This window comes from Pseudomonas sp. RIT-PI-AD (assembly GCF_025642785.1).
Lineage (GTDB): Bacteria > Pseudomonadota > Gammaproteobacteria > Pseudomonadales > Pseudomonadaceae > Pseudomonas_T.
This window is the reverse complement of the sequence record NZ_JANZKU010000023.1, coordinates 18,711-42,959: the sequence shown is the minus strand read 5'-3', so window position 1 is coordinate 42,959 and position 24,249 is coordinate 18,711. Positions and strand designations below refer to the sequence as shown.

At 67.0% G+C, this 24,249-nt stretch carries 26 protein-coding genes; 13 read left to right on the top strand and 13 right to left on the bottom strand.

Going from position 1 to position 24,249, the window contains the following annotated elements:
- Positions 1 to 80 precede the first annotated feature (80 nt).
- Positions 81 to 971, bottom strand: coding sequence for a LysR family transcriptional regulator (locus tag OGL92_RS17770; RefSeq protein ID WP_263146126.1), 891 nt, complete (start codon positions 969 to 971; stop codon positions 81 to 83).
- Positions 972 to 1,022: 51 nt separating this feature from the next.
- Positions 1,023 to 1,679, bottom strand: a complete 657-nt coding sequence (gene yrfG / locus OGL92_RS17765) for a GMP/IMP nucleotidase (protein WP_263146123.1) — start codon at positions 1,677 to 1,679, stop codon at positions 1,023 to 1,025.
- Positions 1,680 to 1,795: 116 nt separating this feature from the next.
- On the opposite strand from yrfG, the gene nudE reads away from it, so the two are divergent.
- Together nudE and cysQ are read left to right on the top strand one after the other, a co-directional pair.
- Complete coding sequence (gene nudE / locus OGL92_RS17760) at positions 1,796 to 2,362, top strand: ADP compounds hydrolase NudE (protein WP_263146121.1); 567 nt, start codon at positions 1,796 to 1,798, stop codon at positions 2,360 to 2,362.
- The gene (gene cysQ / locus OGL92_RS17755) at positions 2,359 to 3,183 is read left to right on the top strand and encodes a 3'(2'),5'-bisphosphate nucleotidase CysQ (protein WP_263146119.1); all 825 of its coding nucleotides are present in this window, start codon (positions 2,359 to 2,361) and stop codon (positions 3,181 to 3,183) included. The genes nudE and cysQ overlap by 4 nt, the downstream gene beginning before the upstream one ends.
- Before the next feature lie 13 nt (positions 3,184 to 3,196).
- On the opposite strand, the gene OGL92_RS17750 is transcribed toward cysQ, so the two are convergent.
- The 11 genes from OGL92_RS17750 to rfbB form a co-directional block, all read right to left on the bottom strand.
- Entirely contained in the window at positions 3,197 to 5,101 is a 1,905-nt protein-coding gene (locus tag OGL92_RS17750) for a beta-ketoacyl synthase (protein ID WP_263146116.1), read from the bottom strand.
- Between the two features lie 262 nt (positions 5,102 to 5,363).
- Complete coding sequence (gene arcC / locus OGL92_RS17745) at positions 5,364 to 6,299, bottom strand: carbamate kinase (RefSeq protein WP_263146113.1); 936 nt, start codon at positions 6,297 to 6,299, stop codon at positions 5,364 to 5,366.
- Positions 6,300 to 6,358: 59 nt separating this feature from the next.
- Positions 6,359 to 7,369: an ornithine carbamoyltransferase gene (locus OGL92_RS17740; protein ID WP_263146110.1), complete on the bottom strand. Its 1,011-nt coding sequence runs from the start codon at positions 7,367 to 7,369 to the stop codon at positions 6,359 to 6,361.
- Positions 7,370 to 7,461: 92 nt separating this feature from the next.
- On the bottom strand, positions 7,462 to 8,718 hold the full coding sequence (arcA, locus tag OGL92_RS17735; protein WP_263146108.1) for an arginine deiminase: 1,257 nt from the start codon (positions 8,716 to 8,718) through the stop codon (positions 7,462 to 7,464).
- 33 nt (positions 8,719 to 8,751) lie between these two features.
- A complete protein-coding gene (gene arcD / locus OGL92_RS17730) occupies positions 8,752 to 10,182 on the bottom strand; it encodes an arginine-ornithine antiporter (protein ID WP_263146106.1) in 1,431 nt (476 codons plus the stop codon).
- A gap of 575 nt (positions 10,183 to 10,757) precedes the next feature.
- Positions 10,758 to 12,137 (bottom strand): sigma-54 dependent transcriptional regulator, encoded by a 1,380-nt coding sequence (locus OGL92_RS17725; protein WP_263146104.1) that lies wholly within the window; start codon positions 12,135 to 12,137, stop codon positions 10,758 to 10,760.
- The gene (locus OGL92_RS17720) at positions 12,124 to 13,962 is read right to left on the bottom strand and encodes an ATP-binding protein (RefSeq protein ID WP_263146101.1); all 1,839 of its coding nucleotides are present in this window, start codon (positions 13,960 to 13,962) and stop codon (positions 12,124 to 12,126) included. The genes OGL92_RS17725 and OGL92_RS17720 overlap by 14 nt, the downstream gene beginning before the upstream one ends.
- A 22-nt stretch (positions 13,963 to 13,984) precedes the next feature.
- The gene (rfbD, locus tag OGL92_RS17715) at positions 13,985 to 14,851 is read right to left on the bottom strand and encodes a dTDP-4-dehydrorhamnose reductase (RefSeq protein ID WP_263146099.1); all 867 of its coding nucleotides are present in this window, start codon (positions 14,849 to 14,851) and stop codon (positions 13,985 to 13,987) included.
- Complete coding sequence (gene rfbC / locus OGL92_RS17710) at positions 14,848 to 15,393, bottom strand: dTDP-4-dehydrorhamnose 3,5-epimerase (protein ID WP_263146097.1); 546 nt, start codon at positions 15,391 to 15,393, stop codon at positions 14,848 to 14,850. The genes rfbD and rfbC overlap by 4 nt, the downstream gene beginning before the upstream one ends.
- Complete coding sequence (gene rfbA / locus OGL92_RS17705) at positions 15,390 to 16,262, bottom strand: glucose-1-phosphate thymidylyltransferase RfbA (RefSeq protein ID WP_263146096.1); 873 nt, start codon at positions 16,260 to 16,262, stop codon at positions 15,390 to 15,392. The genes rfbC and rfbA overlap by 4 nt, the downstream gene beginning before the upstream one ends.
- Positions 16,259 to 17,341 carry a dTDP-glucose 4,6-dehydratase gene (gene rfbB, locus OGL92_RS17700; protein WP_263146094.1) on the bottom strand — a complete coding sequence of 361 codons (1,083 nt, stop codon included), beginning with the start codon at positions 17,339 to 17,341 and terminating at the stop codon, positions 16,259 to 16,261. The genes rfbA and rfbB overlap by 4 nt, the downstream gene beginning before the upstream one ends.
- Before the next feature lie 448 nt (positions 17,342 to 17,789).
- Here rfbB and OGL92_RS17695 point away from each other — a divergent pair, with 448 nt between their 5' ends.
- The 11 genes from OGL92_RS17695 (at position 17,790) to OGL92_RS17645 (ending at position 24,197) form a co-directional block, all read left to right on the top strand.
- Positions 17,790 to 18,020 carry a hypothetical protein gene (locus OGL92_RS17695; RefSeq protein ID WP_263146092.1) on the top strand — a complete coding sequence of 77 codons (231 nt, stop codon included), beginning with the start codon at positions 17,790 to 17,792 and terminating at the stop codon, positions 18,018 to 18,020.
- Positions 18,017 to 18,652, top strand: a complete 636-nt coding sequence (locus OGL92_RS17690) for a phage antirepressor KilAC domain-containing protein (RefSeq protein WP_263146090.1) — start codon at positions 18,017 to 18,019, stop codon at positions 18,650 to 18,652. Before OGL92_RS17695 ends, OGL92_RS17690 begins: the two co-directional genes overlap by 4 nt.
- Before the next feature lie 288 nt (positions 18,653 to 18,940).
- The gene (locus OGL92_RS17685; RefSeq protein WP_263146087.1) at positions 18,941 to 19,312 is read left to right on the top strand and encodes an antiterminator Q family protein; all 372 of its coding nucleotides are present in this window, start codon (positions 18,941 to 18,943) and stop codon (positions 19,310 to 19,312) included.
- Positions 19,313 to 19,690: 378 nt separating this feature from the next.
- Complete coding sequence (locus OGL92_RS17680; protein WP_263146084.1) at positions 19,691 to 20,044, top strand: DUF3168 domain-containing protein; 354 nt, start codon at positions 19,691 to 19,693, stop codon at positions 20,042 to 20,044.
- A 52-nt stretch (positions 20,045 to 20,096) separates the two neighbouring features.
- On the top strand, positions 20,097 to 20,756 hold the full coding sequence (locus OGL92_RS17675; protein WP_263146082.1) for a ubiquitin-activating E1 FCCH domain-containing protein: 660 nt from the start codon (positions 20,097 to 20,099) through the stop codon (positions 20,754 to 20,756).
- Positions 20,753 to 21,121: a hypothetical protein gene (locus OGL92_RS17670; RefSeq protein ID WP_263146080.1), complete on the top strand. Its 369-nt coding sequence runs from the start codon at positions 20,753 to 20,755 to the stop codon at positions 21,119 to 21,121. The genes OGL92_RS17675 and OGL92_RS17670 overlap by 4 nt, the downstream gene beginning before the upstream one ends.
- 77 nt (positions 21,122 to 21,198) lie before the next feature.
- Positions 21,199 to 21,330 (top strand): hypothetical protein, encoded by a 132-nt coding sequence (locus tag OGL92_RS17665; RefSeq protein ID WP_263146077.1) that lies wholly within the window; start codon positions 21,199 to 21,201, stop codon positions 21,328 to 21,330.
- A 9-nt stretch (positions 21,331 to 21,339) separates the two neighbouring features.
- Positions 21,340 to 22,377, top strand: a complete 1,038-nt coding sequence (locus OGL92_RS17660) for a hypothetical protein (RefSeq protein WP_263146074.1) — start codon at positions 21,340 to 21,342, stop codon at positions 22,375 to 22,377.
- Complete coding sequence (locus OGL92_RS17655) at positions 22,367 to 22,705, top strand: phage tail protein (RefSeq protein ID WP_263146072.1); 339 nt, start codon at positions 22,367 to 22,369, stop codon at positions 22,703 to 22,705. The genes OGL92_RS17660 and OGL92_RS17655 overlap by 11 nt, the downstream gene beginning before the upstream one ends.
- 11 nt (positions 22,706 to 22,716) lie before the next feature.
- Positions 22,717 to 23,466: a phage minor tail protein L gene (locus tag OGL92_RS17650; protein WP_263146070.1), complete on the top strand. Its 750-nt coding sequence runs from the start codon at positions 22,717 to 22,719 to the stop codon at positions 23,464 to 23,466.
- Positions 23,467 to 23,468: 2 nt separating this feature from the next.
- Positions 23,469 to 24,197 (top strand): C40 family peptidase, encoded by a 729-nt coding sequence (locus tag OGL92_RS17645; protein WP_263146068.1) that lies wholly within the window; start codon positions 23,469 to 23,471, stop codon positions 24,195 to 24,197.
- Positions 24,198 to 24,249: the final 52 nt, after the last annotated feature.

The window sequence follows — 24,249 nt, the reverse complement described above, 5'->3', positions numbered from 1 at the left end:
GGCGGCGCCGATCCGCCCATCGGCGGGCTCTATCGGGGCGCTGCGAGGCGGGTGGGGCGCGGGCGCCGGGCGCGGCACCGTCAGTCGGCGATGCCCAGCGCCCGCCGCGCCGCCTCGAAGCAGGCGTCCGCGAGGGCCGAGCGCGGGGCGCCGCGCCGCAGGATCAGCCCCAGCGGAGCGAGGGTGCGGGCGCCGTCGATGGGGACCAGCGCCAGGTGCTCGCTGGCCTCCGCGAAGCCGCCGTCGAGGGGCACGATGGTGCAGCAGAGGCCCGTGCTCACCGCTTGCAGCAGCGGATGCACGGCGTCGGTCTCCAGGTACGGCCGCGGGGTCAGCCCATGACGCCGGAAGCCGTGGTCGATCGACTGACGGAAATGCATGCCCGGGCACAGCAGGCCGAGGGGCAGGTCGATCAGCGCGTCCCAGCCCAGGTGCTGCGCCTCGAAGGCGAAGTGGCGGCGGTCGTAGAGCAGCCCCATGGGCGTCTCGGCCAGCGCCAGGCTCTGGTACTGGTCGCGGTCGAGGCGGTCCAGGTAGGAGAGGCCGAGATCCAGCTGATTGCGCCCGAGCTGGTCGAGGATGCCTTCGCTGCTGAGGACGAACACCTGGAAACGCAAGTCCGGATGCGCCCCGGCGAATAGCCTGAGCAGCCGCGTCGGGTCGAACCCGGCGAGGGGCACCACGCCCAGGCGCAGGGTGCCGACCAACTGTCCGCGACAGGCCGCCGCCTCCGCGTACAGGCCTTCCTGGGCGGCCAGCAGGCTGCGCGCCCAGGCGAGGATGCGCTCGCCCTCGACGCTGAATCCCTCGAAGCGCTGGCCGCGGCGCACCAGCTCCAGGCCGAGCTCCTCCTCCAGGCTGCGTAGGCGCATCGACAGGGTCGGCTGGGTCACGTGGCAGCGCGCAGCGGCCTGGCCGAAATGGCGGGTTTCGTCGAGGGCGACGAGGAACCTCAGTTGCTTGATGTCCATGGGGCTCCGCAGGGTGCGAGGGGGCGGGCAGGGCGCCCCGAGAGAACGGGGTCAGGGCAACAGGTCGCGGTAATCCTCCACCGCGGCGAATTCCTCGGTGTCCTTCGCCGGCTTGCGGCTGTCCGGGCGGCGCACCGCCAGCAGGTGGCCGATGCCGAAGCGACGCGCGCTGCGCAGGATCGGCAGGCTGTCGTCGATGAACAGGCTGCGCGCCGGGTCGAAGCCGAAATCCGCCTGCAGCGCCTGCCAGAACTGCGGGTCTTCCTTGGGGAAGCCGTAGTCGTGGGAACTGATCAGGCGGTCGAACCAGGGCGCCAGCTCGATGCGCTCCAGCTTCAGGGTCAGCGAGTCGCGGTGGGCGTTGGTGATCAGCGCGACCCGCTTGCCGGCCGCGCGCAGGGCGGCGAGGAAGGTGTCGGCGTCCGGGCGCAGGGCGATCAGGTGCGCCACTTCGCGCTTGATCTCGCGGATCGGCAGGTCCAGCTCGCGGGTCCAGAAGTCCGTGCAGTACCAGTTCAGGGTGCCGGCGTGCTCGCGGAACAGCGGCAGCAGCTCCAGCTCGGCCATCGCCCGGCTGATGCCGTGGCGCTCGGCGTAGCGCTGCGGCACGTGCTCCATCCAGAAATGGTTGTCGAAATGCAGGTCCAGCAGGGTGCCGTCCATGTCCAGCAGGACGGTATCGATTTCGGGCCAGTCGAGGGCATGCATGGGAGGGGGACCGTCCTGCGCGGGGTCGGCGGACGCGCCGTCGCGGCGATCGCCGACAGGGATAATCGGAAAAGCCGCGGTATGATACCTGCCGCCCGCTCGCCAAGGAGACACCCATGCGCCAGAAACCCACCGTGCTCGCCCGCGAGATCGTCGCGAGCAGCCGCCTGTTCCGTATCGAGGCGTTGCAGCTGCGGTTCGCCAACGGCGTCGAGCGCACCTACGAACGCCTGGCGGGGCACGGCGCGGGCCATGGCGCGGTGATGATCGTGGCCATGGCCGACGCCGAGCACGCGTTGCTGGTGGAGGAATACTGCGCGGGCACCGACGACTACCAGCTGTCGTTGCCCAAGGGGCTGATCGAGCCCGGCGAGGACGTGCTGGAAGCGGCCAACCGCGAGCTCAAGGAAGAAGCCGGCTTCGGCGCCCGCCAGCTGGAATGGCTCACCGAGCTGAGCCTTTCGCCGGGCTACATGAGCCAGACCATCCAGGTGGTCCTGGCGCGGGATCTCTACCCCGAGCGCCTGCCGGGGGACGAGCCCGAACCCATGCGGGTCGAGCGCGTCGCGCTCGGCGAGCTGTCCAGCCTGGTGCAACACGTGCAATTCAGCGAGGGCCGCGCCCTGGCCGCGCTCTACCTGACCCGCGACCTGCTGACCCGGCGCGGGGAGTTCCACCCATGAATACGCCGACCCACTTGCATGCGGTGATCGACCTGGTGCGCCAGGCCGGCGAAGCGATCCTGCCCTACTGGCGCACCGGCCTGGCGGTCACCGAGAAGGCCGACGCCTCGCCGGTGACCGCCGCCGACCTGGCCGCTCACCGCTTGCTGGCGGCCGGGCTGGAGGCGCTGGACGCGGACATCCCGGTGCTGTCCGAGGAGGCCGCCGAGATTCCCCTGGAGACCCGCGCGGCCTGGCGTCGCTGGTGGCTGGTGGACCCGCTGGACGGCACCAAGGAATTCATCGCCGGCTCCGAGGAATACACCGTCAACGTCGCGTTGATCGAGGCCGGGCGGGTGGTGTTCGGGGTGGTCGGGATTCCGGCCGATGGCCGCTGCTATTACGGCGGCGTCGGGCTGGGCAGCTGGCGCCGCGAGCGGCAGGGCGCGACGAAGCGCATCGGCGTGCGCGCCACTCCGGTCGAAGGGTTCACTCTGATCGCCAGCCGGCGCCATGGCAGTCCGGCCCAGGAGCGCCTGCTCGCCGGGTTGGGCGAGCGCTTCGGCGAGCTGCGGCTGGCGAACGTGGGCAGTTCGTTGAAATTCTGCCTGCTCGCCGAAGGCCGGGCGGATTGCTACCCGCGCCTGGCGCCCACCTCGCAGTGGGACACCGCCGCCGCCCAGGGCGTGCTGGAAGGCGCCGGCGGCGAGGTGCTGGATTGCCGCGGCGAACCCCTGACCTACGAGGCGCGCGCGTCCTACCTCAACCCCTCGTTCCTGGCCCTGCCGCGCGACGCGGCCTGGCGGGGCGACCTGCTGGAGCTGGCCGGCCCGCTGGCCTGACGACCGCGCGGTTTCACTCCAGCATGTCGCGGTAGCGCGTGTCCTGCTTGAACACCAGCGGCTGGGCGAAGCCCGGTACCCGCACCTGTTCGCTGGACAGCTCGATGGCGCGGTCGTCGATCAGGTCCTGGCCGAAGTTGTAAATGATGTCGAAACGGCCCTTGAGGGCCTCTTCCTCGTAGCGCAGCGCAGCGGCGCGGGTGAGCTCGCGGCGTGCCCGGTAGTCGTCGAACGCCGCCTGGCCGTAGCGCCGGCGCAGCATGTCGTCCACCAGCCGCGGCGACAGCACCACGCCGCTGGCGTTGTTGCCGCCGAAACCCTTGGAGTTGACGAAGCAGACGTCCAGGGTTCGGCCGTCCAGGTGGCGGTCCTGGCCGGCGACGATGTCCAGGCGTTGCTGGTGCACGTCGTCGGCGATCCGGTCGATGGTCTTGATCCCCGGGAGGATGCCGTACTTGAAGGTCCCCAGGGCAGAGATCACCTGGTCGGCGCTGGCGGTGGCCAGGGAGTGGCCGACGAACGCCTTGACCGCGGTCACCGGCCAGTCCTCGATGGCGAACGCGGCGGCGACGCGGTCCAGCAGTTCCGACTCGGTGACGCGGTTGGCCGGCGTGCTGGAGCCGTGGGCATGCACGAAGCTGCGCTGGCGCACGCCCTCCAGGCCGACCAGTTGCACGGCGCTGGCCACGGCCTTGGCCATGGTCAGGTAATTGCCCGGCCCGGGGGCGGAAATGGATTTCTTGAAACCGTCGGCGTTGATGAACACGTCGGGCAGGGCGCCGTGCACGTCGGCGCCCAGCTCCAGGGCCAGCGCGTCGTCCATCAGCACGATGAACTGGCTGGACTCCGCCAGGGTGAAGCCGCAGTTCTCGCCGAAGGGCCGGCTGGCGCGGCGGAAGTCCACGTCGTCGCGGCCTTCGATCAGGCGCAGGTTTTCCTCGGTGGCCAGGGCGCCCATGGCGCCGTAGCCCTCGATGCACTCGGCGGTGATCGGGGCTTCGCTGTTGCCGACCAGGGCCACCCGGGTGCGCCCGGCGGCGATCGAGTCGATGGCCTTCTGCAGGTTGTAGAGGAAGGTGGCGCAGGCGCCGGTGACGCTGCCGGTGCTGCCGACGCTGCCGAGCACGTAGGCGTTGACGAAGTCGGCGGGCATGCTGTTGAGGCCCAGGGCCAGTTGCTTGGCCGACACCCGGTTGCCCTTGAGGCGCGATTGCAGCAGGCCGCCGAAGCCGTTCTCGTCCAGCTGGCTCATGATGCTGCCAGCGAATACCGCGACCTCGTCGGGCTCGACGCGGTCGACGATGCGCTGCCAGGGCAGGCCGATGGAGCGCAGCGCGTCGGTGGCGGCGAGCACCGCCAGTTGCAGGCCGCGCGGGTGGAAGTGGGCGTTGTACAGCTCGCCGGGCTCGAAGCCGGTCGGCAATTGCCCGGCGGATTTCACCGGCAGCGGGCGGTAGCTGTCGACCTTGAACTCGCAATGGCCATGCAGGGTGACGCGCACCTGCGAACCGTCCAGGGGTTCCACCGACCAGTTGGCCGGCAACGGCTCGGGCAGTTGCTTGCGCGAGGTGGTGAAGGTCAGCGGCGCCTCGCAGTCCACCGAGAGGTTCTTGTGCCAGTGGCTGGCGTCGACGTCCAGGTAGCGCTTCTCGATGCGGCGGACCAGGGTGGAACCGAGGATCTGCTTGGCGAAGCGGCTCTCGATGTCGGCCGGGCTCAGGGCGAGGCCGTCGCTGTCCAGGTAGCGGTCGTCGACCACCTTGACCAGCTTCATCATCACCGCCAGGCCGGCGAGGGTTTCCTGCCTGGCCGGAGCGTCCAGGCTTTCCAGCACGGTGCGGCGAAAGCCATGGTGGAAAGAGCTGCGGCCCGCGGCGTTGTAGCCGCCGAACCCCACAATGACCGGCAATCGGGACATCTGTCAGAAACTCCTGCAAATAGGCGGTGGCGGCCAGGCGTGAGCGGACGATGGAGCGAAAGCGGCGGGTGGGCCGGAGGCGTCGGCATCACGAGCATCGGCACCGGCTGGGCGGCTCGAATGATTCGGATGCGTAGCTGACGAGGAAGGTGACTGTCGAGTCACGCTTTGTGCCGAAGGGTCTATTCGCGAAGGCGGGGCGGCGGCGGGGGCGGATACGGGGAAAGCCTGGTCGCGCGCGGGGCGCGACCGGGCGCTCGGATCAGGCTTCGCGGTAAGCGAGGCCCGGGCTGGCGGTGGCGATGCGGGTGCCCGCTTCGCCACGGACGATGGCCTCGATGTCGGCGAGGGCGCCGACCACCGCGGTCTTGCCGGTGTTGCGGGCGAATTCGCAGGCGGCCTGGACCTTCGGCCCCATGGAGCCGGCGGCGAAGCCCAGGCGTTCCAGTTCGTCCGGGTGGGCCTGGGCGATGGCGCGCTGGGTCGGCTTGCCCCAATCGACGTAGGTGGCGGCCACGTCGGTGGCGATCACCAGCAGGTCGGCGTCCAACTGCTCGGCGAGCAGGGCGGAGCACAGGTCCTTGTCGATCACCGCTTCCACGCCTTCCAGCTTGCCGTTGGCGTCGTAGCGGGTGGGAATGCCGCCGCCGCCGGCGCAGATGACCACGCTGCCGTGTTCCAGCAGCCACTTGATCGGACGGATTTCGAAAATCCGCTTCGGACGCGGGCTGGCGACCACGCGGCGGAACTTGTCGCCGTCCGGGGCGATGTTCCAGCCCTTCTCCGCGGCCAGGCGTTCGGCTTCCTCCTTCGAGTAGACCGGGCCGATGGGCTTGGTGGGGTTCTGGAACGCGGGATCGCGGGCATCCACTTCCACCTGGGTGAGCAGGGTGGCGAAGGGCACCTCGAACGGCAGCAGGTTGCCCAGCTCCTGTTCGATCATGTAGCCGATCATGCCTTCGGTTTCCGCGCCCAGCACGTCCAGCGGGTAGGGGCTGACGTTGGCGTAGGCGGCGCCCTGCAGGGCCAGCAGGCCCACTTGCGGGCCGTTGCCGTGGGCGATCACCAGTTCGTTGCCGGCGGTGACCTTGGCGATCTGTTCGGCGGCGACCCGCACGTTTTCACGCTGGTTTTCCGCGGTCATGGGTTCCCCGCGGCGGAGCAAGGCGTTGCCGCCAAGAGCGATGACGATACGCATGGGTTCTCCTTACATCCTGTGGCCCGGCGCGCCTCGGAAGGCGCGCCGGGAATGGCCGATCAGACGTCGGCGAGGGTCGAGACGAGCACGGCCTTGATGGTGTGCATGCGGTTTTCCGCCTGCTCGAAGGCGATGCAGGCCGGCGACTCGAAGACGTCGTCGGTCACTTCGATGCCGTTGGCCAGGTTCGGGTACTTCTCGGCGATCTGCTTGCCGACCTTGGTCTCGCTGTTGTGGAACGCCGGCAGGCAGTGCATGAACTTGACCCGCGGGTTCTCGGCGGCCTGCATGATGGCCTTGTTGACCTGGTAGGGCAGCAGTTCCTTGATGCGCTCGGCCCAGGCTTCCACCGGCTCGCCCATGGAGACCCAGACGTCGGTGTGGATGAAGTCGACGCCCTTGACCGCTGCCTTGGCGTCCTCGGTGAGGGTCAGGCGCGCGCCGCTCTCCGCGGCGAACTGTTCGCACTGTTTGACGAAGTCGGCGTGGGGCCACAGCGCCTTGGGCGCGGCGATGCGCACGTCCATGCCCAGCTTGGCGCCGATCAGCAGCAGGGAGTTACCCATGTTGTTGCGGGCATCGCCCAGGTAGGCGTAGCTGATGTCGTGCAGCGGCTTGTCGCTCTGCTCGCGCATGGTCAGCACGTCGGCGAGCATTTGCGTCGGGTGGTACTCGTCGGTCAGGCCGTTGAACACCGGCACCCCGGCGAACGTCGCCAGTTCCTCGACGATTTCCTGCTTGAAGCCGCGGTACTCGATGGCGTCGTACATGCGCCCGAGCACCCGCGCGGTGTCCTTCATGCTTTCCTTGTGGCCGATCTGCGAGGAGTTCGGGTCGATGTAGGTCACGTTGGCGCCCTGGTCATAGGCGGCCACTTCGAAGGCGCAGCGGGTGCGGGTCGAGGTCTTCTCGAAGATCAGCGCGATGTTCTTGCGTTTCAGGTGCTGCTGCTCGGTGCCGGTGTACTTGGCGCGTTTCAGGTCGCGCGCCAGGTCGAGCAGGTAGCGCAGCTCGCGGGTGTTGTGGTGCATCAGGCTGAGCAGGTTACGGTTGTGCAGATTGAAAGCCATGATTCGATTCCTCGTGGGCAGTGGCTGAACTGAGCCCCGCCGGGCCCGATGGGGCCGCGGGGCGGGCGGCCCGGGTAGGGCCGCCGTGCCGGTCAATAATCGATGGGGTCGCGTACGATCGGGCAGGTCATGCAATGGCCGCCGCCGCGTCCGCGTCCCAGTTCGCTGGCGCTGATGGTGATCACCTCGACGCCGGCCTTGCGCAGTTGGGTATTGGTGTAGGTGTTGCGGTCGTAACCGACCACCACGCCCGGCTCCAGGGCCACCACGTTGTTGCCGTCGTCCCATTGCTCGCGTTCGGCTTCATAGCTGTCGCCGCCGGTCTGCACCACGCGCAGGGCCTTCAGGTTGAGGGCCTCGGCAACGGTGTCGAGGAAGGATTTGTCCTCGCGGCGCACGTCGATCCCGGTGGGTTTGCTTTCGTCCGGACGCAGGCTGAAGGGCACGATCTGCTCCACCACTTCCGGGAAGATGGTCACCAGGTCGCGGTCGCAGAAGCTGAACACGGTGTCCAGGTGCATCGCCGCGCGGGACTTCGGCAGCCCGGCGACGATCACCCGCTGCACGGCGTTGTGCTGGAACAGGGATTGCGCCAGCTGGCCGATGGCCTGGCGCGAAGTGCGCTCGCCCATGCCGATCAAGACCACGCCGTTGCCGATCGGCATGACGTCGCCGCCTTCCAGGGTGGCCAGGCCATGGTCCTTGTCCGGGTCGCCGTACCAGACCTGGAAGTCCGCGTTGGCGAATTCCGGGTGGAACTTGTAGATGGCGCTGGCGAGCAGGGTTTCCTGGCGTCGCGCCGGCCAGAACATCGGGTTGAGGGTCACCCCGCCGTAGATCCAGCAGGTTGTGTCGCGGGTGAACTGGGTGTTCGGCAGCGGCGGCAGCAGGAAGCTGGAGTGGCCGAGGTAGTCGCGGAACATCTTGACGATTTCCGCGCTCTGGGTGCCCGGCAGGTCATCGCCGGATACGCCGCCGATCAGGTACTCGGCCAGCTTGCGCGGTTCCTGGCCTTCGAGCCAGGAGCGCACTTCGCTGATCAGGCCGACGCCCACTTGGTTGGCGGTGATCTTGCGGTCGAGGATCCACTTCAGCGCGTCCGGATTCTTCACGGTCTCGGTCAGCAGGTTGTGCATTTCCAGCACTTCCACGCCGCGCTCGCGCAGTTTGGTGACGAAGTCGAAATGGTCGCGCTTCGCCTGGTTCACCCAGATCACGTCATCGAACAGCAGGTCGTCGCAATTGCTCGGGGTCAGCCGCTGGTGGGCGAGCCCGGGCGAGCAGACCATCACCTTGCGCAACTTGCCGGCTTCGGAATGGACGCCGAGTTTGGGGGTGGATTGGGTCATGGCAGTTCTCCTTGTAAAACCGAGAAACAAGAATCAGAGGGTCAGGAAGCCGCTGTAGAGGCCGTAGGCCGCGATCACCGCGCCAACCGCTACGGCGGCGAAGATCAGCTTCTCGGGGGTGGTGAAGACGGGCAGGCCCTGCTCATGCTTGGCCTTGGCGAACAGGATCACCCCGGGTGCGTACAGCAGCGCCGAGAGCAGCAGGTATTTCAGGCCACCGGCGTACAGCAGCCAGATGGCGTAGATCAGCGCGATGGCGCCGATGATCAGGTCCTTGCGGCGCTCGCGCGGGGCGTTCTCGTAGGTCTCCCCGCGCACGCAGATCAGCACCGCGTAGGCCGCCGACCACAGGTAGGGCACCAGGATCATCGAGGTCGCCAGGTAGATCAGGCTGGTGTAGGTGCTGGCGGCGAACAGGGTGACCACCAGGAAGATCTGCACCATCGCGTTGGTCAGCCAGAGCGCGTTGACCGGCACGTGGTTGAGGTTTTCCTTCTTCAGGAAGTTGGGCATGGTGTGGTCGCGGGCACCGGCGAACATGATCTCTGCGCACAGCAGCACCCAGGACAGCAGGGCACCCAGCAGGGAGATCACCAGGCCGACGCTGATCAGCACCGCGCCCCAGTGGCCCACCACGTGCTCCAGCACGCCGGCCATGGACGGATTGGGCAGCTTGGCCAGTTCCGGTTGGCTCATCACGCCCATCGACAGCACGTTGACCATCACCAGGATGGCGAGCACGCCGAGGAAGCCGATGATGGTGGCCTTGCCCACGTCCGAGCGTTTTTCCGCCCGCGCCGAGTAGATGCTCGCGCCTTCGATGCCGATGAACACCCAGACGGTGACCAGCATCATGTTGCGCACCTGATCCATCACGCTGCCCAGGTCAGGATTCATCTCGCCCCAGACGTCGCGGGTGAAGATGTCCGCCTTGAACGCCACGCCGGCGAGCACGATGAACATCAGCAGCGGCACGACCTTGGCGACCGTGGTCACCAGGTTGATGAACGCGGCTTCCTTGATCCCGCGCATGACCAGGAAATGCACCGCCCAGAGCAGCACCGAGGCACCGGCGATGGCCGCCGGGGTGTTGCCTTCGCCGAAGATCGGGAAGAAGAACCCCAGGGTGCTGAACAGCAGGACGAAGTAGCCGACGTTGCCCAGCCAGGCGCTGATCCAGTAGCCCCAGGCCGAGGAAAAGCCCATGTAGTCGCCGAACCCGGCCTTGGCGTAGGCGTAGACGCCGGCGTCCAGTTCGGGCTTGCGGTTGGCCAGGGTCTGGAACACGAAGGCCAGGGTCAGCATGCCCACGGCGGTGATGGCCCAGCCGATCAAAACCGCGCCGACGTCGGCGCTGGCCGCCATGTTCTGCGGCAGGGAAAAGATCCCGCCGCCGATCATCGAACCCACGACGAGCGCCACCAGCGCGCCAAGTCGTAGTTTGTGATTAAGGGTGTCTGACATGACGTGCCTCCGGACTGCGGGGAGAAGTTACGGTCATTAGGCGCGAGGGCCGGGGAGAGGGTATTGATGTGCATCAAGGGCGGCTCCGGCATGGCTGCCGAAGGCTGTTAAAAAACCTGTCCGCTTTGGCAAAACCCTGATTCCGTGTGGCTTCTGGGCCTTTGCGGCCGGGCCCCGAACCCCGCCGCTCCGATTGACCCTAGATGAATATCCCGGGTCCGCAAGCAAGGGTTTTCCAAAACGCTGGGCAGTCGGCAAAACGTTCCTCCTCGGAATGGCGACACCTTTTCACTGAGTCCCGGGGTCGATGAAAGTGCCCGCGCAGGACCCGAATCGGTACCGGCAAAAAGCCATGCGGCGAGCCGTTCCGACCGATCGGGAATGCTGTCCGCGCGCTCTGGAAAGCAGCCTGCACACCCGATGTGAAGGCCAGGTTACGGGGCTTTGCGCAATTTCTCGGGCAGGTCGCGACCGGCCTTTTTCGCGCGCCGCGACGACTCGCCGCGCTGACGAAAAAAGTGCTGCCTCGGAGGACGTTTTTTGGCGGGCGCGGACGGTCCGCTACCCGGCGAGCGTCAGTCGAGCTCGTCCGGCGAGCCGGTGCCGGCGCCGCTGAAGTGCAGGCCGTGCTTGCGCAGCTTGTCGTGCAGGGTCTTGCGCGGGATGCCCAGCGCTTCGGCGAGGCTGCGCACCGAGCCGTGGGGGCGGGTCAGCTCGGCGGCGATCAGGGCGCGCTCGAAGGCTTCCACCTGTTCGCTGAGGCCGCCTTGCACGCTGGGCGCGACCACGGCGAGTTCGTCGTCCAGGGCCAGGTCGAGGCCGAGGGCGAAACGCTCGGCGGCATTCTGCAGCTCGCGCACGTTGCCCGGCCAGCTATGGGTCAGCAGGCGCGCGCGCTGCTGGCTGTCGAGGCTGCGCGGCGCGACGCCGTGGCGCTGGGCGGCGTTGTCGGCGAACTGGTGGAACAGCCGCAGGGCGTCCTCGCCACGTTCGCGCAATGGCGGGATGCGCAGACTGGCGACGTTCAACCGGTAGTACAGGTCGGCGCGGAAGCGATTCTGGTCGGCGGCCTGGCGGAGGTCTTCCTTGGTCGCGGCGATCACCCGGATATCCAGCGGGATCAACTGGTTGGAACCCATCCGCTCCACCGTGCGCTCCTGCAACAGGCGCAGCAGCTTGACCTGCACGTCGAGGCTCATGCTCTCGATTTCATCGAGGAACAGGGTGCCGCCGTTGGCGTATTCGAACTTGCCGATGCGGCGTTTCTGCGCGCCGGTGAAGGCGCCCTGCTCGTGGCCGAAGAGCTCGCTCTCCACCACCGATTCGGCGAGGGCGCCGGCGTTGATCGCGACGAAGGGGCCCTCGCGACGGTTCGACAGGTCGTGCAGCGCGCGGGCCACCACCTCCTTGCCGGAACCGGTCTCGCCGAGGATCAGCACGTCGGCCTGGGTCGCCGCCAGGGCGCCGATCTGCTCGCGCAGGCGCACCACCGCCGGCGACTGCCCGAGCAGGCGGCCGCTGAGCTCCTGGTGGTCGGAGAGCGCCAGGCGCAGGCTGCGGTTGTCCAGCACCAGCCGGCGCAGGGCCAGGGCGCGGCGCACGCTGTCCAGCAGGTTGCCGCTGGCGAAGGGCTTCTCGAGGAAGTCGTAGGCGCCGGCGCGCATCGCCTGCACCGCCAGCGGCACGTCGCCGTGGCCGGTGATCAGCAGCACCGGCAGGTCGGCGTCGCGCTCGTGCAGGTGCGCGAGCAGGGCCAGGCCGTCCATGCCGGGCATGCGGATATCGCTGACCACCACGCCCGCCCAGTCGCGCGACAGGCTCGCCGCCACGCCCTCGGCCTGGGCCAGGGTTTGCACCTTGAGCCCGGCGAGGTCGAGGGTCTGGCTGAGGGCCTTGCGCAGGTGCGGATCGTCGTCGATCAGCAGGACCTGGGTGTGCGGGTCAATGACGGTCATGGGGGAAATCCTCGGGCGGCTGTGGGGTGACGCCGGGTATGGCGGGACGCATGCGCAGCGTGATCAGCGCGCCGCCCTGGGGATGGTTGGCGAGGATCAACTCGCCGCCCAGGGCGCGCATCAGGCTGTCGCAGATGGCCAGGCCGAGGCCGAGGCCCTGGGCGCTGGTCTTGGTGGTGAAGAAGGGCTCGCGGGCGCGGGCCAGGGCCTCGCGGGTGAAGCCCGGCCCGTTGTCGCGCAGGGTCAGGGCGATGCCCTCGGCGGTGCGCTGCGCGCTGAGCCAGAGGCGCCGCGGCTGGGGCTTCTCGCCGAGGGCGTCGAGGGCGTTGGCCAGCAGGTTGCCGAGCACCTGGCGCAGGCGCGTCTCGCCGGCCTGGACCCACAGCGGCGCGTCCGGCAGGTCGCGCACCAGTTCCACGTCCATCGCCCGTCGGCGCTTGGCCAGCAACGCCAGGGCATCGTCCAGCGCCGGTTGCAGGGCGACGCTTTCCGGGGCGTGGCGGTCGCGGCGGGCGAAGGCGCGCAGGTGGGTGATGATCGAGGCCATGCGCCCGGTGAGTTCGCTGATCAGGTGGAGGTTTTCCCGCGCGTCCTCGATGCGCCCGTGATCGAGCAGCACGCCGGCGTTGTCGGCATAGCTGCGGATCGCGCCGAGCGGTTGGTTGAGTTCGTGGCTGATGCTCGCCGACATGGTGCCGAGCACCGACAGCTTGCCGGCCTGCAGCAACTCGTCCTGGGCCCGCACCAGTTCCTGCTGGGCCTGCTCGCGCTCGAGGACTTCGCCCTTGAGCCGGCTGTTCAGCGACTCCAGGTCGCGGGTGCGTTCGAGCACGCGCAATTCCAACTGGTGGCGCGCGCGGGCGTCGAGGGCGATGCGCTCCAGGTAATGCCGGCGGCGCAGCATCATCAGGCCGAGCAGCAGGATCAGCACCAGCAGGGCGCCGCCGCCGATGGCCATGGCGGTGCGCACCGGGCGGTCGACCAGCTCCCGCGGCGCGAGGATGCTCACCGTCCAGCCGGTTTCCGGCAGCTGGCGGGCCAGCGGCAGCCATTCGCCGGGGCGCAGGCGCAGGGGCGGCGGGATCTGGTTCGGGTAGGGCTGGGTGTCGACGATGGAGGCGCGCTCGGCGCTGTCCAGCGGGCGGCTGGCGCGGAAGCGCCATTCCGGGCGCGAGGTGAGGATCACCACGCCATTGGCGTCGGTGACCAGCAGTTGTTCCGGGGTGGTGCCCCAGAGGGTCTCGGCGTAGTCCAGGTCGACCTTCACCACCAGGGCACCGAGGATGCGGTCGCCGTCGCGCACCGCGCTGGCAAAGTAGTAACCGCGCTTGCCGGAGGTGGTGCCGAGGCCGAAGAAACGTGCCCGCCGGCCGCGCATGGCCTCGCGGTAATAGGGGCGGAAGGCGAAGTTGCGGCCGACGAAGCTGTCCGGTTGTCGCCAGTTGGAGGCGACCAGGGCGAGCCCTTCGGGATTCATCAGGTAGATCACGTCGGCACCGGTCTGCTGGCGGATTTCCTCCAGCAGGCGGTTGGCCCGGTCCAGCCCGGCGGCATCGTCGGGCCGTTGCAGGGTGGCGCGCAGCAGCGGCAGGTCGCCGAGCAGCGGCGGCATCACTTCGAAGCGGCGCAGGGTGCCGAGCAGGTTGGCGGTGTACAGGTCCAGGGTCTGGCGATTCTGCTCCAGCAGTTCCTGCCGGTAGTGGCGTTCGACGAACAGGTGCAGCGGCCACAGCAGCGGCGCCAGCAGCAGGGCGAGCAACGCCAGGCTGCGCCAGCGGGGGCGGCGCGCTCGGGTCAAGGGGGGCTCGGTCTGGCTGCGATTCATGCGCGCATTATGCACGCGTGTTTCAGCGCGGCGCGTCCAGGCAGGCGCGCAGGCCGTCGCGCCAATCGGGCAGGGCGAGGTTCCAGTCGCGGCGCAGCTTGTCGCCGGCCAGCCGCGAGTTCGACGGCCGGCGCGCCGGCGTCGGGTAGGCGCTGGCGGGGATCGCTTCCAGCTCGGCGCAGGGCAGGCCCCGTTCGCGCAGGTCTGCGGCGATGGCGCAGGCGAAGCCGTACCAGGAGGTCTCCCCGCCGGCGCTGAAGTGATAGAGGCCCCAGCGGGCGTTGCCCGCCTGCCAGCCGGCGACCAGCGCGGCGGTGGCGGCGGCGATGTCGCCGGCCCAGGTCGGCGCGCCGACCTGGTCGACCACCACGCGCAGGTGCGGGCGCTCCTGCAGCAGGCGCTGCATGGTCAGCAGGAAGTTGCGCCCGTGCTTCGAGTACACCCAGCTGGTGCGCAGGATCAGGTGCGCGCCGCCGACCGCCTGGATCGCCCGCTCGCCGGCCAGCTTGCTGGCGCCGTAGACCCCCAGGGGATTGGGCGTGTCGTCTTCGCCGTAGGGCGTGGGTTTCTCGCCGTCGAACACGTAGTCGGTGGAATAGTGGATCAGCGGCGCGCCCAGGGCCGCGGCTTCCTCGGCGAGGACGCCGGGCGCGGTGGCGTTGAGCGCGTAGGCCGCTTCCGGCTCGCTTTCCGCCTGGTCCACCGCGGTGTGCGCGGCGGCGTTGACGATCAGCGTCGGGCGCAGCTCACGCACGCGCTGGCGGATCTGCGCGCTATCGGCGAGGTCGAGCCGGTCGCGGCCGAGGCCGATCACCTCGCCGAGGCCGGCGAGGCTCAGGCGCAGTTCGCGGGCGACCTGGCCGCTGTGGCCGGTGACGAGGATTCTCATGGGAAGGTCTCGGCCTGGCTCAGGGAGGTGCCGGCCCGGTCCTTGGCGGACAGTTGCGGCGTGCCCTCCAGCGGCCAGTCGATGGCCAGCGCCGGGTCGTCCCAGCGGATGCAGCGCTCGTGGACCGGCGCGTAATAGTCGGTGGTCTTGTAGAGGAATTCGGCGTAGTCGCTGAGCACCAGGAAGCCGTGGGCGAAGCCCTCCGGCACCCAGAGCTGGCGCTTGTTCTCCGCCGACAGCCGCACCCCGACCCAGCGGCCGAAGTTCGCCGAGCCGCGGCGCAGGTCGACGGCGACGTCGAAAACCTCGCCCTGGGTGACCCGCACCAGTTTTCCCTGGGCCTGTTCGATCTGGTAGTGCAGGCCGCGCAGCACGCCGCGCTGCGAGCGCGAATGGTTGTCTTGGACGAATTCGCGCCGCACCCCGGTGGCCTCGGCGAAGGCGCGCGCGTTGAAGCTCTCGAAGAAGAACCCGCGCTCGTCGCCGAACACCCGCGGTTCGAGGATCAGCACGCCGGGCAAGGCGGTGGCGATGGCGTTCATGGGCGTTCCCCCGCCAACTGGAACAGGTATTGGCCGTAGCCGGTCTTGCCGAATGCCTGGGCCTGGCTGAGCAACTGGGCGCGGTCTATCCAGCCGCGCTGGTAGGCGATCTCCTCCAGGCAGGCGACCTTCAGCCCCTGGCGGTGCTCGATGGTCTGCACGTACTGCGAGGCTTCCAGCAGGCTGTCGTGGGTGCCGGTGTCGAGCCAGGCGAAGCCGCGGCCGAAGCGCTCGACGCGCAGGTCGCCGCGCTGCAGGTAGGCGTTGTTGACGTCGGTGATCTCCAGCTCGCCGCGGGCCGAGGGCTGCACCGCCTTGGCGATCTGCACCACGTCGTTGTCGTAGAAATACAGGCCGGTCACCGCGTAGCTGGACTTGGGCTGCCGGGGCTTCTCCTCGATGGACAGCGCGCGGCCGTCGGCGTCGAAGTCCACCACGCCGAAGCGTTCCGGGTCCTTCACCCAATAGCCGAACACGGTGGCGCCGCGGGGATGGCCGGCGGCATGTTCCAACTGCTCGGTGAAATGCTGGCCGTGGAAGATGTTGTCGCCGAGGATCAGGCACACCGAATCGTCGCCGATGAAGGTCTCGCCGATCAGGAACGCCTGGGCCAGGCCGTCCGGCGAGGGCTGCACGGCGTAGCTGAAGTTCACCCCGAACTGGCTGCCGTCGCCCAGCAGGCTGCGGTACTGCGGCAGGTCCTGGGGCGTGGAAATGATCAGGATCTCGCGGATGCCGGCGAGCATCAGCACCGAGATCGGGTAATAGACCATGGGTTTGTCGTAGATCGGCAGCAACTGCTTGGAAACCCCGAGGGTGATGGGGTGCAACCGGGTGCCGGAGCCACCGGCGAGGACGATGCCTTTCATGGGCGTTGCTCCTGCGCGGCGAGGGTGCCGAGGCGTTCGCCCTGGTAGCTGCCGTCCTGCACGCGGCGGCACCAGTCGAGGTTGTCGAGGTACCAGCGCACGGTCTTGCGCAGGCCGCTCTCGAAGGTTTCCTCGGGCACCCAGCCCAGCTCGCGCTGGATCTTGCCGGCGTCGATGGCATAGCGCTGGTCGTGGCCGGGACGGTCGGCGACGAAGCGGATCAGGTCGGCGAAGCGCGCCACGCCGGCGGGCTTGGCCGGGGCCAGCTCCTCCAGCAGGGCGCAGATGCCCTGCACCACGTCGAGGTTGCGCTGCTCGTTGTGCCCGCCGATGTTGTAGGTCTCGCCGACCTGGCCACTGGTCACCACTTCGAGCAGGGCGCGCGCGTGGTCCTCGACGAACAGCCAGTCGCGGATCTGCCGGCCATCGCCATACACCGGCAGCGGCTTGCCATCCAGGGCATTGAGGATCATCAGCGGGATCAGCTTCTCGGGAAAATGGTAAGGCCCATAATTGTTCGAGCAATTGCTCAGCAGGACCGGCAACCCATAGGTCCGGTGCCAGGCGCGGACCAGGTGGTCGGATGCCGCCTTGCTCGCCGAATAGGGCGAGCTGGGCGCGTAGGGCGTGGTTTCGCGGAACAGGTCGTCGGCGCCGTGGAGGTCGCCGTAGACCTCGTCGGTGGAAATATGGTGGAAACGGAACGCCGCCTTGCGCTCGGCGTCCAGGCCCAGCCAATACGCGCGGGTGGCTTCCAGCAGGGCGTAGGTGCCGACGATATTGGTCTGAATGAAGGCGGCCGGGCCGTCGATCGAGCGATCGACGTGGGACTCCGCCGCCAGGTGCATCACCGCGTCGGGCTGGAAACGCTGCAGCGCCGCGGCCACCGCCGGCTGGTCGCCGATGTCCGCCTGGAGGAAGGTATAGCGGGGGTCGCCGGCCACGCTTTCCAGGGATTCCAGGTTGCCGGCGTAGGTCAGCTTGTCCAGGTTGAGCACGCTGTGCCCGGTGTGCCGCAACAGATGGCGGATCAGCGCCGAACCAATAAACCCGGCGCCGCCGGTCACCAAAATGCGCATAAAAATCCTGCTCTCTTCACATAGGCCTGTGTGTGGCGGCGTATAGCTTGTCGGCAGGGCTGGACGGAAGCAAGCGCAACCGCCATTCCCTCGGTCGTCGAGGCGCCGTATCGGCGTTTTTATGGGCGTACCTTTTTACGGCTGATGCGCAGCACCCCCAGGCCTTATCTGAGGGGCTGCTGCCAAACTCCGCATTTGAATAAAGGCAGACCTTTATTTAGGCAGGCCTTATGGCTTGATTATGGTCTTTAAGAGGCATAAAATACGGGTATACCTATTTTATGGGTGTTCCCGCTGTCGTGGGGCAAGACCAATAGTGACTGTGCCGGCACACGGAAGGACCACCGACCCGCCCTCGCGAAGGACGGACCCGCATAAAAAAGCCCGCCTGGCAGCGGGCTTTCCGGCGCTGTGGCAGCAGCGCTTCACGCTCGTAACGGAGAAAAGCATGGCACAGACAATCACCAAGGGGCAAACAGGCGCTCCGCTCTATCGCATGTTCAAAGGCTTCACCCTGGATTACGACGAGGACGAGCAACTGTACGTCATCGGCCAGGAAGACGGCCTGGAGGAGGCGCCCGTCGAGGTCCTGCTCTACGCCGAACAGATCGACCATTTCATCGCGACGCTGAAGAAGTTCAAGGCCGACATCGCCGGCCCGAACGGGGAGGGCGCATGAGCCAGCCTTCCACTCTGGCGGCGCCGGTGATCGGCAGCCGCGAGATCGCGGTGCTGACCGGCCGGCGCCATGGGCTGGTCTGCCGGGACATCCGAGCGTTGTACGCCCTGGAAAAACGGGCGCCGCTGCTCGGGCGTCTGTACCGCGACGGCATGCGCCACCGGCGCACCGAATACCTGCTTGACCGCGCGACTTTGCGGCTGCTCCTCGAGCGGTTCGACGACGAGAAGCGCATACGGGTCCTCGGCCATTGCACGGCCCGGGCCGAAGCGGGCTGGCCCGCGCCGGCGTTGCGCAAGGCGGTGCCGGCGACCCCCGCCTCGCCGCGCGCTGACGAGTTCGCCGATGCCTACATGAGGCTCAAGGGGTGCCTCGGCATTCGCCAGCTCTGCGCCACGCTCGCCGCGGACGAGGCGGATTTCCGGCGGTTCCTGTTGGGCGAGGGCGTGATGCATCGCGTCGGCGACCTGCTGATGCCGCACCCCGTGCAACTGCGCAACGGCCGCATGGTGATCCGCACCGGCCTCGGCCCGACGGGGCGGGCGGTCTTCACCCAGGCCTGCTTCACGCCCAAGGGACGACTTTGGGTCGACGGCCTATGGCGCTCCCGGCAACGCGCCCTCGCGGCCTGAGTGTCGCGCCCGTGCGCCCCGCGCGGCGCACTTTTTCATCCGTGAACCCCGCCCGGTCGCTGCGACCGACCGCGAGCGGCTGCGCGTGGCAAGGCCACGCAGGAGTGAACCCATGACATTCGAAACCCTCTCGCCGCACCCGGCGTACCTCCCGGCATGCGCGCCCGGGGCTACCCCGACGGAACCGGGCGTCGCCTCCTCGTCTATAGCGGTGGCCGGCGCGGATGCGCCCGCGATCCCACTGGGCCAGGCCTCATGGGCAGCCGCTGCGCTGCCGAGCGGTGCCGCATGAACGGCCTTTTCGACACGGTCTATCTGTTGCAGGAATGGGGCATCTGGCTGCGCTACGAGGACGGCGTTCCCCGCTACGTGTCCGCTCACGCGGTACTCACCCGCGGCCAGCTCGAAGAAACCGACCGGCGTCCCACCGCCTCCATCAGCGAAGACCTGTGCATGCTGGTGGACCGGGTCGTCGCCCGCCTGTGCCACCGCGACCAGCAGATGGGCAACGCGCTCTTCATGTATTACCGCTACCGCGGGATGTCCTACCGGACCCTCGGACGCGAGCTCGGCGTGACCCATATGAAGGCCCAGGAACTGGTACGCAGCGCGGAAGCCTGGGTGGATTCCCGCCTGTGCCAATTGAACGAGGCCGCGTGAAAAAGCGCTTGACCCTGGATTACAACTACTGTATAAATATACATAAGTTGCCGCCCTTGCAGATGAAGCCCACTCGAACGAGTGGGCTTTTTTGTGGCCGGGAGAAAACTCGCTGGCGTCGTCTGCCGGACGCCGTGCCAGCTTTATAGAAGGAGGTCTTCGAGACCTTACAGACATGCCGTCAAAGCCCGCTCGAGCGGGCTTTTGTGTTTCAGGCACGCAGATCAGAATCACCGGGCTCGAGTGCTATCGAAGTCGCGCCGAGGCGCGCGCGTTCCTTTGCATGTGCTCGCTGCCTCGGTTGCCCCGATTTGAACTGCGACGGTTCCATTCCCTTCGCTGACCGGCTCGCCGGCTGGCTCCATGGAGTGCTACTTCATGATCGAATCGGATATCGAGGAATTGCTGACTGGCGCCGCGCCCGTCGTCGCCCAAGTCGGACCTCGTATTCATGCGTTTCCCGCTCCGGCGGGCACCGTACTGCCCTATATCACGTACCAAATCGTGTCGAGTACTCGCCCGGCCACTTTGGCCGCCAACGGATCCCTGCGCAATCTGCGCCTTCAGGTCAGTTGCTGGGCGGACAGCCACCCGGCGGCGCGCGAAGTTGGCGAAGCCGTGCTGAGCGCACTAGACGGTGAACGTGGCCTGTTGTTTAAGGCAGAAGAAGCCGTCTACGACAAAGACACACAAACCAGCCGTATGGCGCTGGAATTCTCGGTCTGGCAGTAAGCCGGGCCCTTTTCAAAGACCTCTTCGGAGGTCTTTTTTTTGGAGTTGATACATGAGCCAAACCAAAAGCCGTGCCGTTTCGTCCCAAGGCACTCGTCTGTTCATTCAACAACGCGGCGCCCCGTTGCCTGCGGGCGTGGCCATCACCGCCGTCACCCGGGCGAATCCGGCCGTGGTGACCGCTGCGGGCCATGGCCTGAGCGCCGGTCAGGTGGTGCGGGTCGCCGATGTGCTGGGGATGACCCAGTTGAACGACAAGACCTATGTAGTCGCCAATCCACAAACCGATACGTTCGAATTGCAGGGCGTGGATGCCAGCGCCTACAACCTGTACGCCAGCGGTGGCAAGGCAAGCGCGCTGAGCATGCTGGAAACCGTCGAGCACAAGAGCTACAGCGGCTTCGATGGCCAGGCTTCGGAAGTCGACACGACCACCTTGGTGAGCAAGGCCAAGGAAAAGACCCTCGGCCTGCGGGATTTCGGTGGCATGTCCATCGAGATCAATCGGGTGGATGACGAGGCGTTCCAGGTCGAGGCTAATCTGGCGGCGAAAGATGGTGAGCCCCGCTGGTTCAGCCTGATCAAACGCAACGGTTTCACCAAGGTATGGCAAGGCTACGTGCGCAGCTTTAGCGATACCGGCGCGGTGGATGGCGTCAACGGCGGCACCCTGTCCGTGACCATCAGTGGCGAGGTCGTCGACGTCAAATGAACCTGACCCGTGAACAGATTCTGGCGGCCAAGCGCCGCCAGGAGGTGGTGGCGGTCCCTGAGTGGAGCGGGGAGGTCATCCTCAGCGCGCTTTCGCTCCGGGAACGCGGAGAGCAGTTGGCCGAGTTGTTCGCTTTGGCGAAGCTGGAAAGTGGTAACGCCGAATATGCGGAAGCCAACCGCCAATGGCAGTTGCGCCTCCTGGCCCGCTCGATCACGGATGCCGAAGGTCAGGCGCTTTTCTCGATCGAGGATGTGGACACCTTGGCGAAGGCCGATCCGCTCCCCCTGGGCCGCATCGCCGACGCAGCGGTAGCGCTGAACGGCTTCGTTCCCAACGCCGCAGAGGAACACGCAAAAAAATAAGGAGCCAGCCGGAGCGCTATTTTACGTTCCGGCTGGCGCGCGAACTCGGCATGACGGTCGCGGAGCTCGAAAGCCGGATGGACGCTGCCGAATTCCTCGAATGGAAGGCCTTCTATCAGGTGGAGTACGAAATCCGCACCGACACTTCGCCGCCTCTCGAATACGACGACCCCGAGCAGCAATCGGCGGCCATCGATTCGCTTTTCTGAGTGAAACCTATGTCACAAGGCACGCTGAAAATCGATGTCACAGCGAACCTGACGCGGCTGGATGCCGATCTGAACAAGGCCTCGAGCCTGATCAAAAACAGTATCGACGCGTTCGGTAAACGCATGCGCAACTCCGCTACGCCGCTTCAGCTACCGGTGGAGATCGCGCCACAAATCAACGAAACCATTACCCAGGAGATGAGAGCGCGCTGGCGGGCTTCCGACCAGAAATACTGGAAGCCCGAGGATGAATACAAGGACCGGATAAGGACTCTCCAGGAAGAGGCCAATGCCGGGGAACTGACGGTACAGCAACATCGCGAAGGTATCGAACGGGCCCAGGTGCGGCTCAATACCAACGCCCCCGAGCCCCTTTCCGATTGGGAAAAGCTGGGCCAGGACGCGTCGAAAAAACTGCAGGAAACCTTCACGACCTTTTTGTTCGATCCGTTCAACGCGAAGGTGGACGACCTGTTGCTGAACTTCCTCAAGGCACTGCAGCAGATGGCTGCCGAGGCGGCCGCCAAGAAAATCGTCGACAGCGTGAGCGATTCCGATCTCTGGAAGCAGGGCGCCCAGTGGGTGAGTTCCAACTGGCAGCAAGGCGTGAGTTGGGTCAGTTCGATGATGGCCAGCTACTTCGCCGAAGGCGGTGTGTTCGACCAGGGCAAGCATATCGCTTTCGCTCGCGGAGGCGCCTTTTCCAACAGCATCGTCAGCCAGCCGACCCTGTTTCCTTTCGCCAAGGGTACCGGCTTGATGGGCGAGGCCGGCCCGGAAGCGATCATGCCGCTCACCCGGGCCTCGAACGGGTCGCTCGGCGTGCGGGCGATGCTCGACGGCGGCGCCTTCACTGGCGGTAACGTCATCCAGATCAACACCCATATCACCATCGAAGAAGGCAAGGCGAAAAGCGAGCAGCAGACTGGCGATTCGGATGCCGCGGGCAAGCAACTGAGCGCCCTGATCGCCGATGGCGCGAGAACGGTGGTGTTCAAGGAACAGCAACCTGGCGGCAGTATTTGGAGGCTCGTAAATGGCCGTTGAAACTTTCACCTGGCCGGTCGCGGCGGGTGTGCAGGGCGAGATCGAGTACGCCGTGCGCGAAACGAAATATGGCGATGGATACGCTCAGGTCGTAGGCGACGGGCTGAACGACAGAAGCGAGAGCTGGGCCGTCAGCAAGACCGGTAACCGGTCGACGATGCAGCCGCTCTGGCAGTTTCTCGACCGGCATGCCGGCCGTAAGGCGTTCCGCTGGGTCACCCCGACGGGTACCAGCGGGTTCTTCCGCGCCAAGGGGTACCGGCTGACGCCTCTGGGCAACGAGCTGTTCACGCTCTCCGCCACTTTCGAACAACACTTCCACCCCTGAGGGGTTCTCCCATGTCATTGCAAACCGACGTCCAGCTGCTGGAGCCGGGCAGCGAAATTCGCCTGTTCGAATTGGACTGCACCGACTTCGACGGCGATATCGTGCGCTTCCACGGTCATGCGGTCGCGCATACGCCGGAGGAAATAGAGCAGGCAGGTGCGGCGGCCGATCGCCTGCCGGCCAAGTCCATCTGGTGGCAGGGCAACGAGTACCATGCCTGGCCGGTAAAGATCGAGGGGCTGGAGGCGACCGGCGACGGTACCTCGCCCCGTCCGACCCTGTCGGTGGGCAACGTCGACGGCTCCATCAGCGCGCTGTGCCTGCACTTCGACGATCTGGCCCAGGCGCGGGTAATCGTTCACGAAACTCTGGCGCACTATCTCGACGCACGTAATTTCGTCAATGGAAACGCTTCGGCCGATCCCACCGCGGAGGCCACCGAGACCTGGTTCATTTTCCAGAAAACCCTGGAAAATGCCGATCAGGTGCAATTCGCCCTGTCCTCTCCCGCAGACGTATCCGGGCAGTTCCTGCCGGGGCGGCAGATCGCTTCGAGCTGTCACTGGTGCATGACCGGCGGCTATCGCGGGCCCGATTGCGGCTATACGGGAACCCGTTATTTCGATGGCGACGACAAGCCGGTCGATGACCCGAGCCGGGATGAGTGCAGCGGTACCGTAAGGGCCTGCAAGCTGCGCTTCGGCGCGGATTCACCGCTCCCGCACGGCGGATTCCCCGGTGCCGCCCTGCTGCGGAGGTGAACATGCGCAAGCACATCGTCAATGCGATACGCGAGCACGCAGCTGCCGACTATCCGCGAGAAGCATGCGGGATCATCGTCGCCAATGGACGTCGACAGGAATATGTACGCTGCCGGAACGTCGCGGTCGAGGCCAGCGAGGAATTCAGGCTGGCGCCAGAAGACTACGCCGAGGCGGAGGAGCGTGGGCGGGTGATCGGCATCGTGCACACCCACCCCGATGCGAGCAGCAAACCTTCGGCCGCCGACCGGGCCCATTGCGAGGCCTCGGGGCTGCCCTGGCACATCCTGAGTTGGCCCGAAGGCGATTTGCGTACCCTGGTGCCCAGCGGCGAGATCCCTCCCCTGGAGGGGCGCACCTTCGTCCATGGCGTGTGGGACTGCTACGCCATCGTGCGGGATTGGTATCGGCTGGAACGCGGCATCACCCTGCCCGACTATCCCCGAGAAGATGGCTGGTGGGAGCGGGGTGAAAACCTGTACATGCGCTTCTACGAGGATGCCGGGTTCCATCCGGTCGAGGGTAGGCCGCAAGTGGGTGACGTGATCATCATGCAGATTCGCGCCGCCGAGCCGAACCATGCGGCGATCTATCTCGGCGATGGACAGATCCTGCACCACCTCCACGGACGGCTGTCGCAGCGGGACATCTATGGTGGCTACTGGGCCGAGCGTACGCGACTGATTTTGCGGCACGGCTCGACCGAAGATGTGGCCAGCGACCCTTTCTGAACGGCTCGATCCCTCTTCCGCTATCGAGGACGCCCCATGCAAGTGCTTTCAA

What these genes read in the sequence shown, in the direction of transcription:
- OGL92_RS17770 (WP_263146126.1), bottom strand. Translation starts at nt 971, where the DNA reads ATGGACATCAAGCAACTGAGGTTCCTCGTCGCCCTCGACGAAACCCGC.
- yrfG (WP_263146123.1), bottom strand. Translation starts at nt 1,679, where the DNA reads ATGCATGCCCTCGACTGGCCCGAAATCGATACCGTCCTGCTGGACATG.
- nudE (WP_263146121.1), top strand. Translation starts at nt 1,796, where the DNA reads ATGCGCCAGAAACCCACCGTGCTCGCCCGCGAGATCGTCGCGAGCAGC.
- cysQ (WP_263146119.1), top strand. Translation starts at nt 2,359, where the DNA reads ATGAATACGCCGACCCACTTGCATGCGGTGATCGACCTGGTGCGCCAG.
- OGL92_RS17750 (WP_263146116.1), bottom strand. Translation starts at nt 5,101, where the DNA reads ATGTCCCGATTGCCGGTCATTGTGGGGTTCGGCGGCTACAACGCCGCG.
- arcC (WP_263146113.1), bottom strand. Translation starts at nt 6,299, where the DNA reads ATGCGTATCGTCATCGCTCTTGGCGGCAACGCCTTGCTCCGCCGCGGG.
- OGL92_RS17740 (WP_263146110.1), bottom strand. Translation starts at nt 7,369, where the DNA reads ATGGCTTTCAATCTGCACAACCGTAACCTGCTCAGCCTGATGCACCAC.
- arcA (WP_263146108.1), bottom strand. Translation starts at nt 8,718, where the DNA reads ATGACCCAATCCACCCCCAAACTCGGCGTCCATTCCGAAGCCGGCAAG.
- arcD (WP_263146106.1), bottom strand. Translation starts at nt 10,182, where the DNA reads ATGTCAGACACCCTTAATCACAAACTACGACTTGGCGCGCTGGTGGCG.
- OGL92_RS17725 (WP_263146104.1), bottom strand. Translation starts at nt 12,137, where the DNA reads ATGACCGTCATTGACCCGCACACCCAGGTCCTGCTGATCGACGACGAT.
- OGL92_RS17720 (WP_263146101.1), bottom strand. Translation starts at nt 13,962, where the DNA reads ATGAATCGCAGCCAGACCGAGCCCCCCTTGACCCGAGCGCGCCGCCCC.
- rfbD (WP_263146099.1), bottom strand. Translation starts at nt 14,851, where the DNA reads ATGAGAATCCTCGTCACCGGCCACAGCGGCCAGGTCGCCCGCGAACTG.
- rfbC (WP_263146097.1), bottom strand. Translation starts at nt 15,393, where the DNA reads ATGAACGCCATCGCCACCGCCTTGCCCGGCGTGCTGATCCTCGAACCG.
- rfbA (WP_263146096.1), bottom strand. Translation starts at nt 16,262, where the DNA reads ATGAAAGGCATCGTCCTCGCCGGTGGCTCCGGCACCCGGTTGCACCCC.
- rfbB (WP_263146094.1), bottom strand. Translation starts at nt 17,341, where the DNA reads ATGCGCATTTTGGTGACCGGCGGCGCCGGGTTTATTGGTTCGGCGCTG.
- OGL92_RS17695 (WP_263146092.1), top strand. Translation starts at nt 17,790, where the DNA reads ATGGCACAGACAATCACCAAGGGGCAAACAGGCGCTCCGCTCTATCGC.
- OGL92_RS17690 (WP_263146090.1), top strand. Translation starts at nt 18,017, where the DNA reads ATGAGCCAGCCTTCCACTCTGGCGGCGCCGGTGATCGGCAGCCGCGAG.
- OGL92_RS17685 (WP_263146087.1), top strand. Translation starts at nt 18,941, where the DNA reads ATGAACGGCCTTTTCGACACGGTCTATCTGTTGCAGGAATGGGGCATC.
- OGL92_RS17680 (WP_263146084.1), top strand. Translation starts at nt 19,691, where the DNA reads ATGATCGAATCGGATATCGAGGAATTGCTGACTGGCGCCGCGCCCGTC.
- OGL92_RS17675 (WP_263146082.1), top strand. Translation starts at nt 20,097, where the DNA reads ATGAGCCAAACCAAAAGCCGTGCCGTTTCGTCCCAAGGCACTCGTCTG.
- OGL92_RS17670 (WP_263146080.1), top strand. Translation starts at nt 20,753, where the DNA reads ATGAACCTGACCCGTGAACAGATTCTGGCGGCCAAGCGCCGCCAGGAG.
- OGL92_RS17665 (WP_263146077.1), top strand. Translation starts at nt 21,199, where the DNA reads ATGGACGCTGCCGAATTCCTCGAATGGAAGGCCTTCTATCAGGTGGAG.
- OGL92_RS17660 (WP_263146074.1), top strand. Translation starts at nt 21,340, where the DNA reads ATGTCACAAGGCACGCTGAAAATCGATGTCACAGCGAACCTGACGCGG.
- OGL92_RS17655 (WP_263146072.1), top strand. Translation starts at nt 22,367, where the DNA reads ATGGCCGTTGAAACTTTCACCTGGCCGGTCGCGGCGGGTGTGCAGGGC.
- OGL92_RS17650 (WP_263146070.1), top strand. Translation starts at nt 22,717, where the DNA reads ATGTCATTGCAAACCGACGTCCAGCTGCTGGAGCCGGGCAGCGAAATT.
- OGL92_RS17645 (WP_263146068.1), top strand. Translation starts at nt 23,469, where the DNA reads ATGCGCAAGCACATCGTCAATGCGATACGCGAGCACGCAGCTGCCGAC.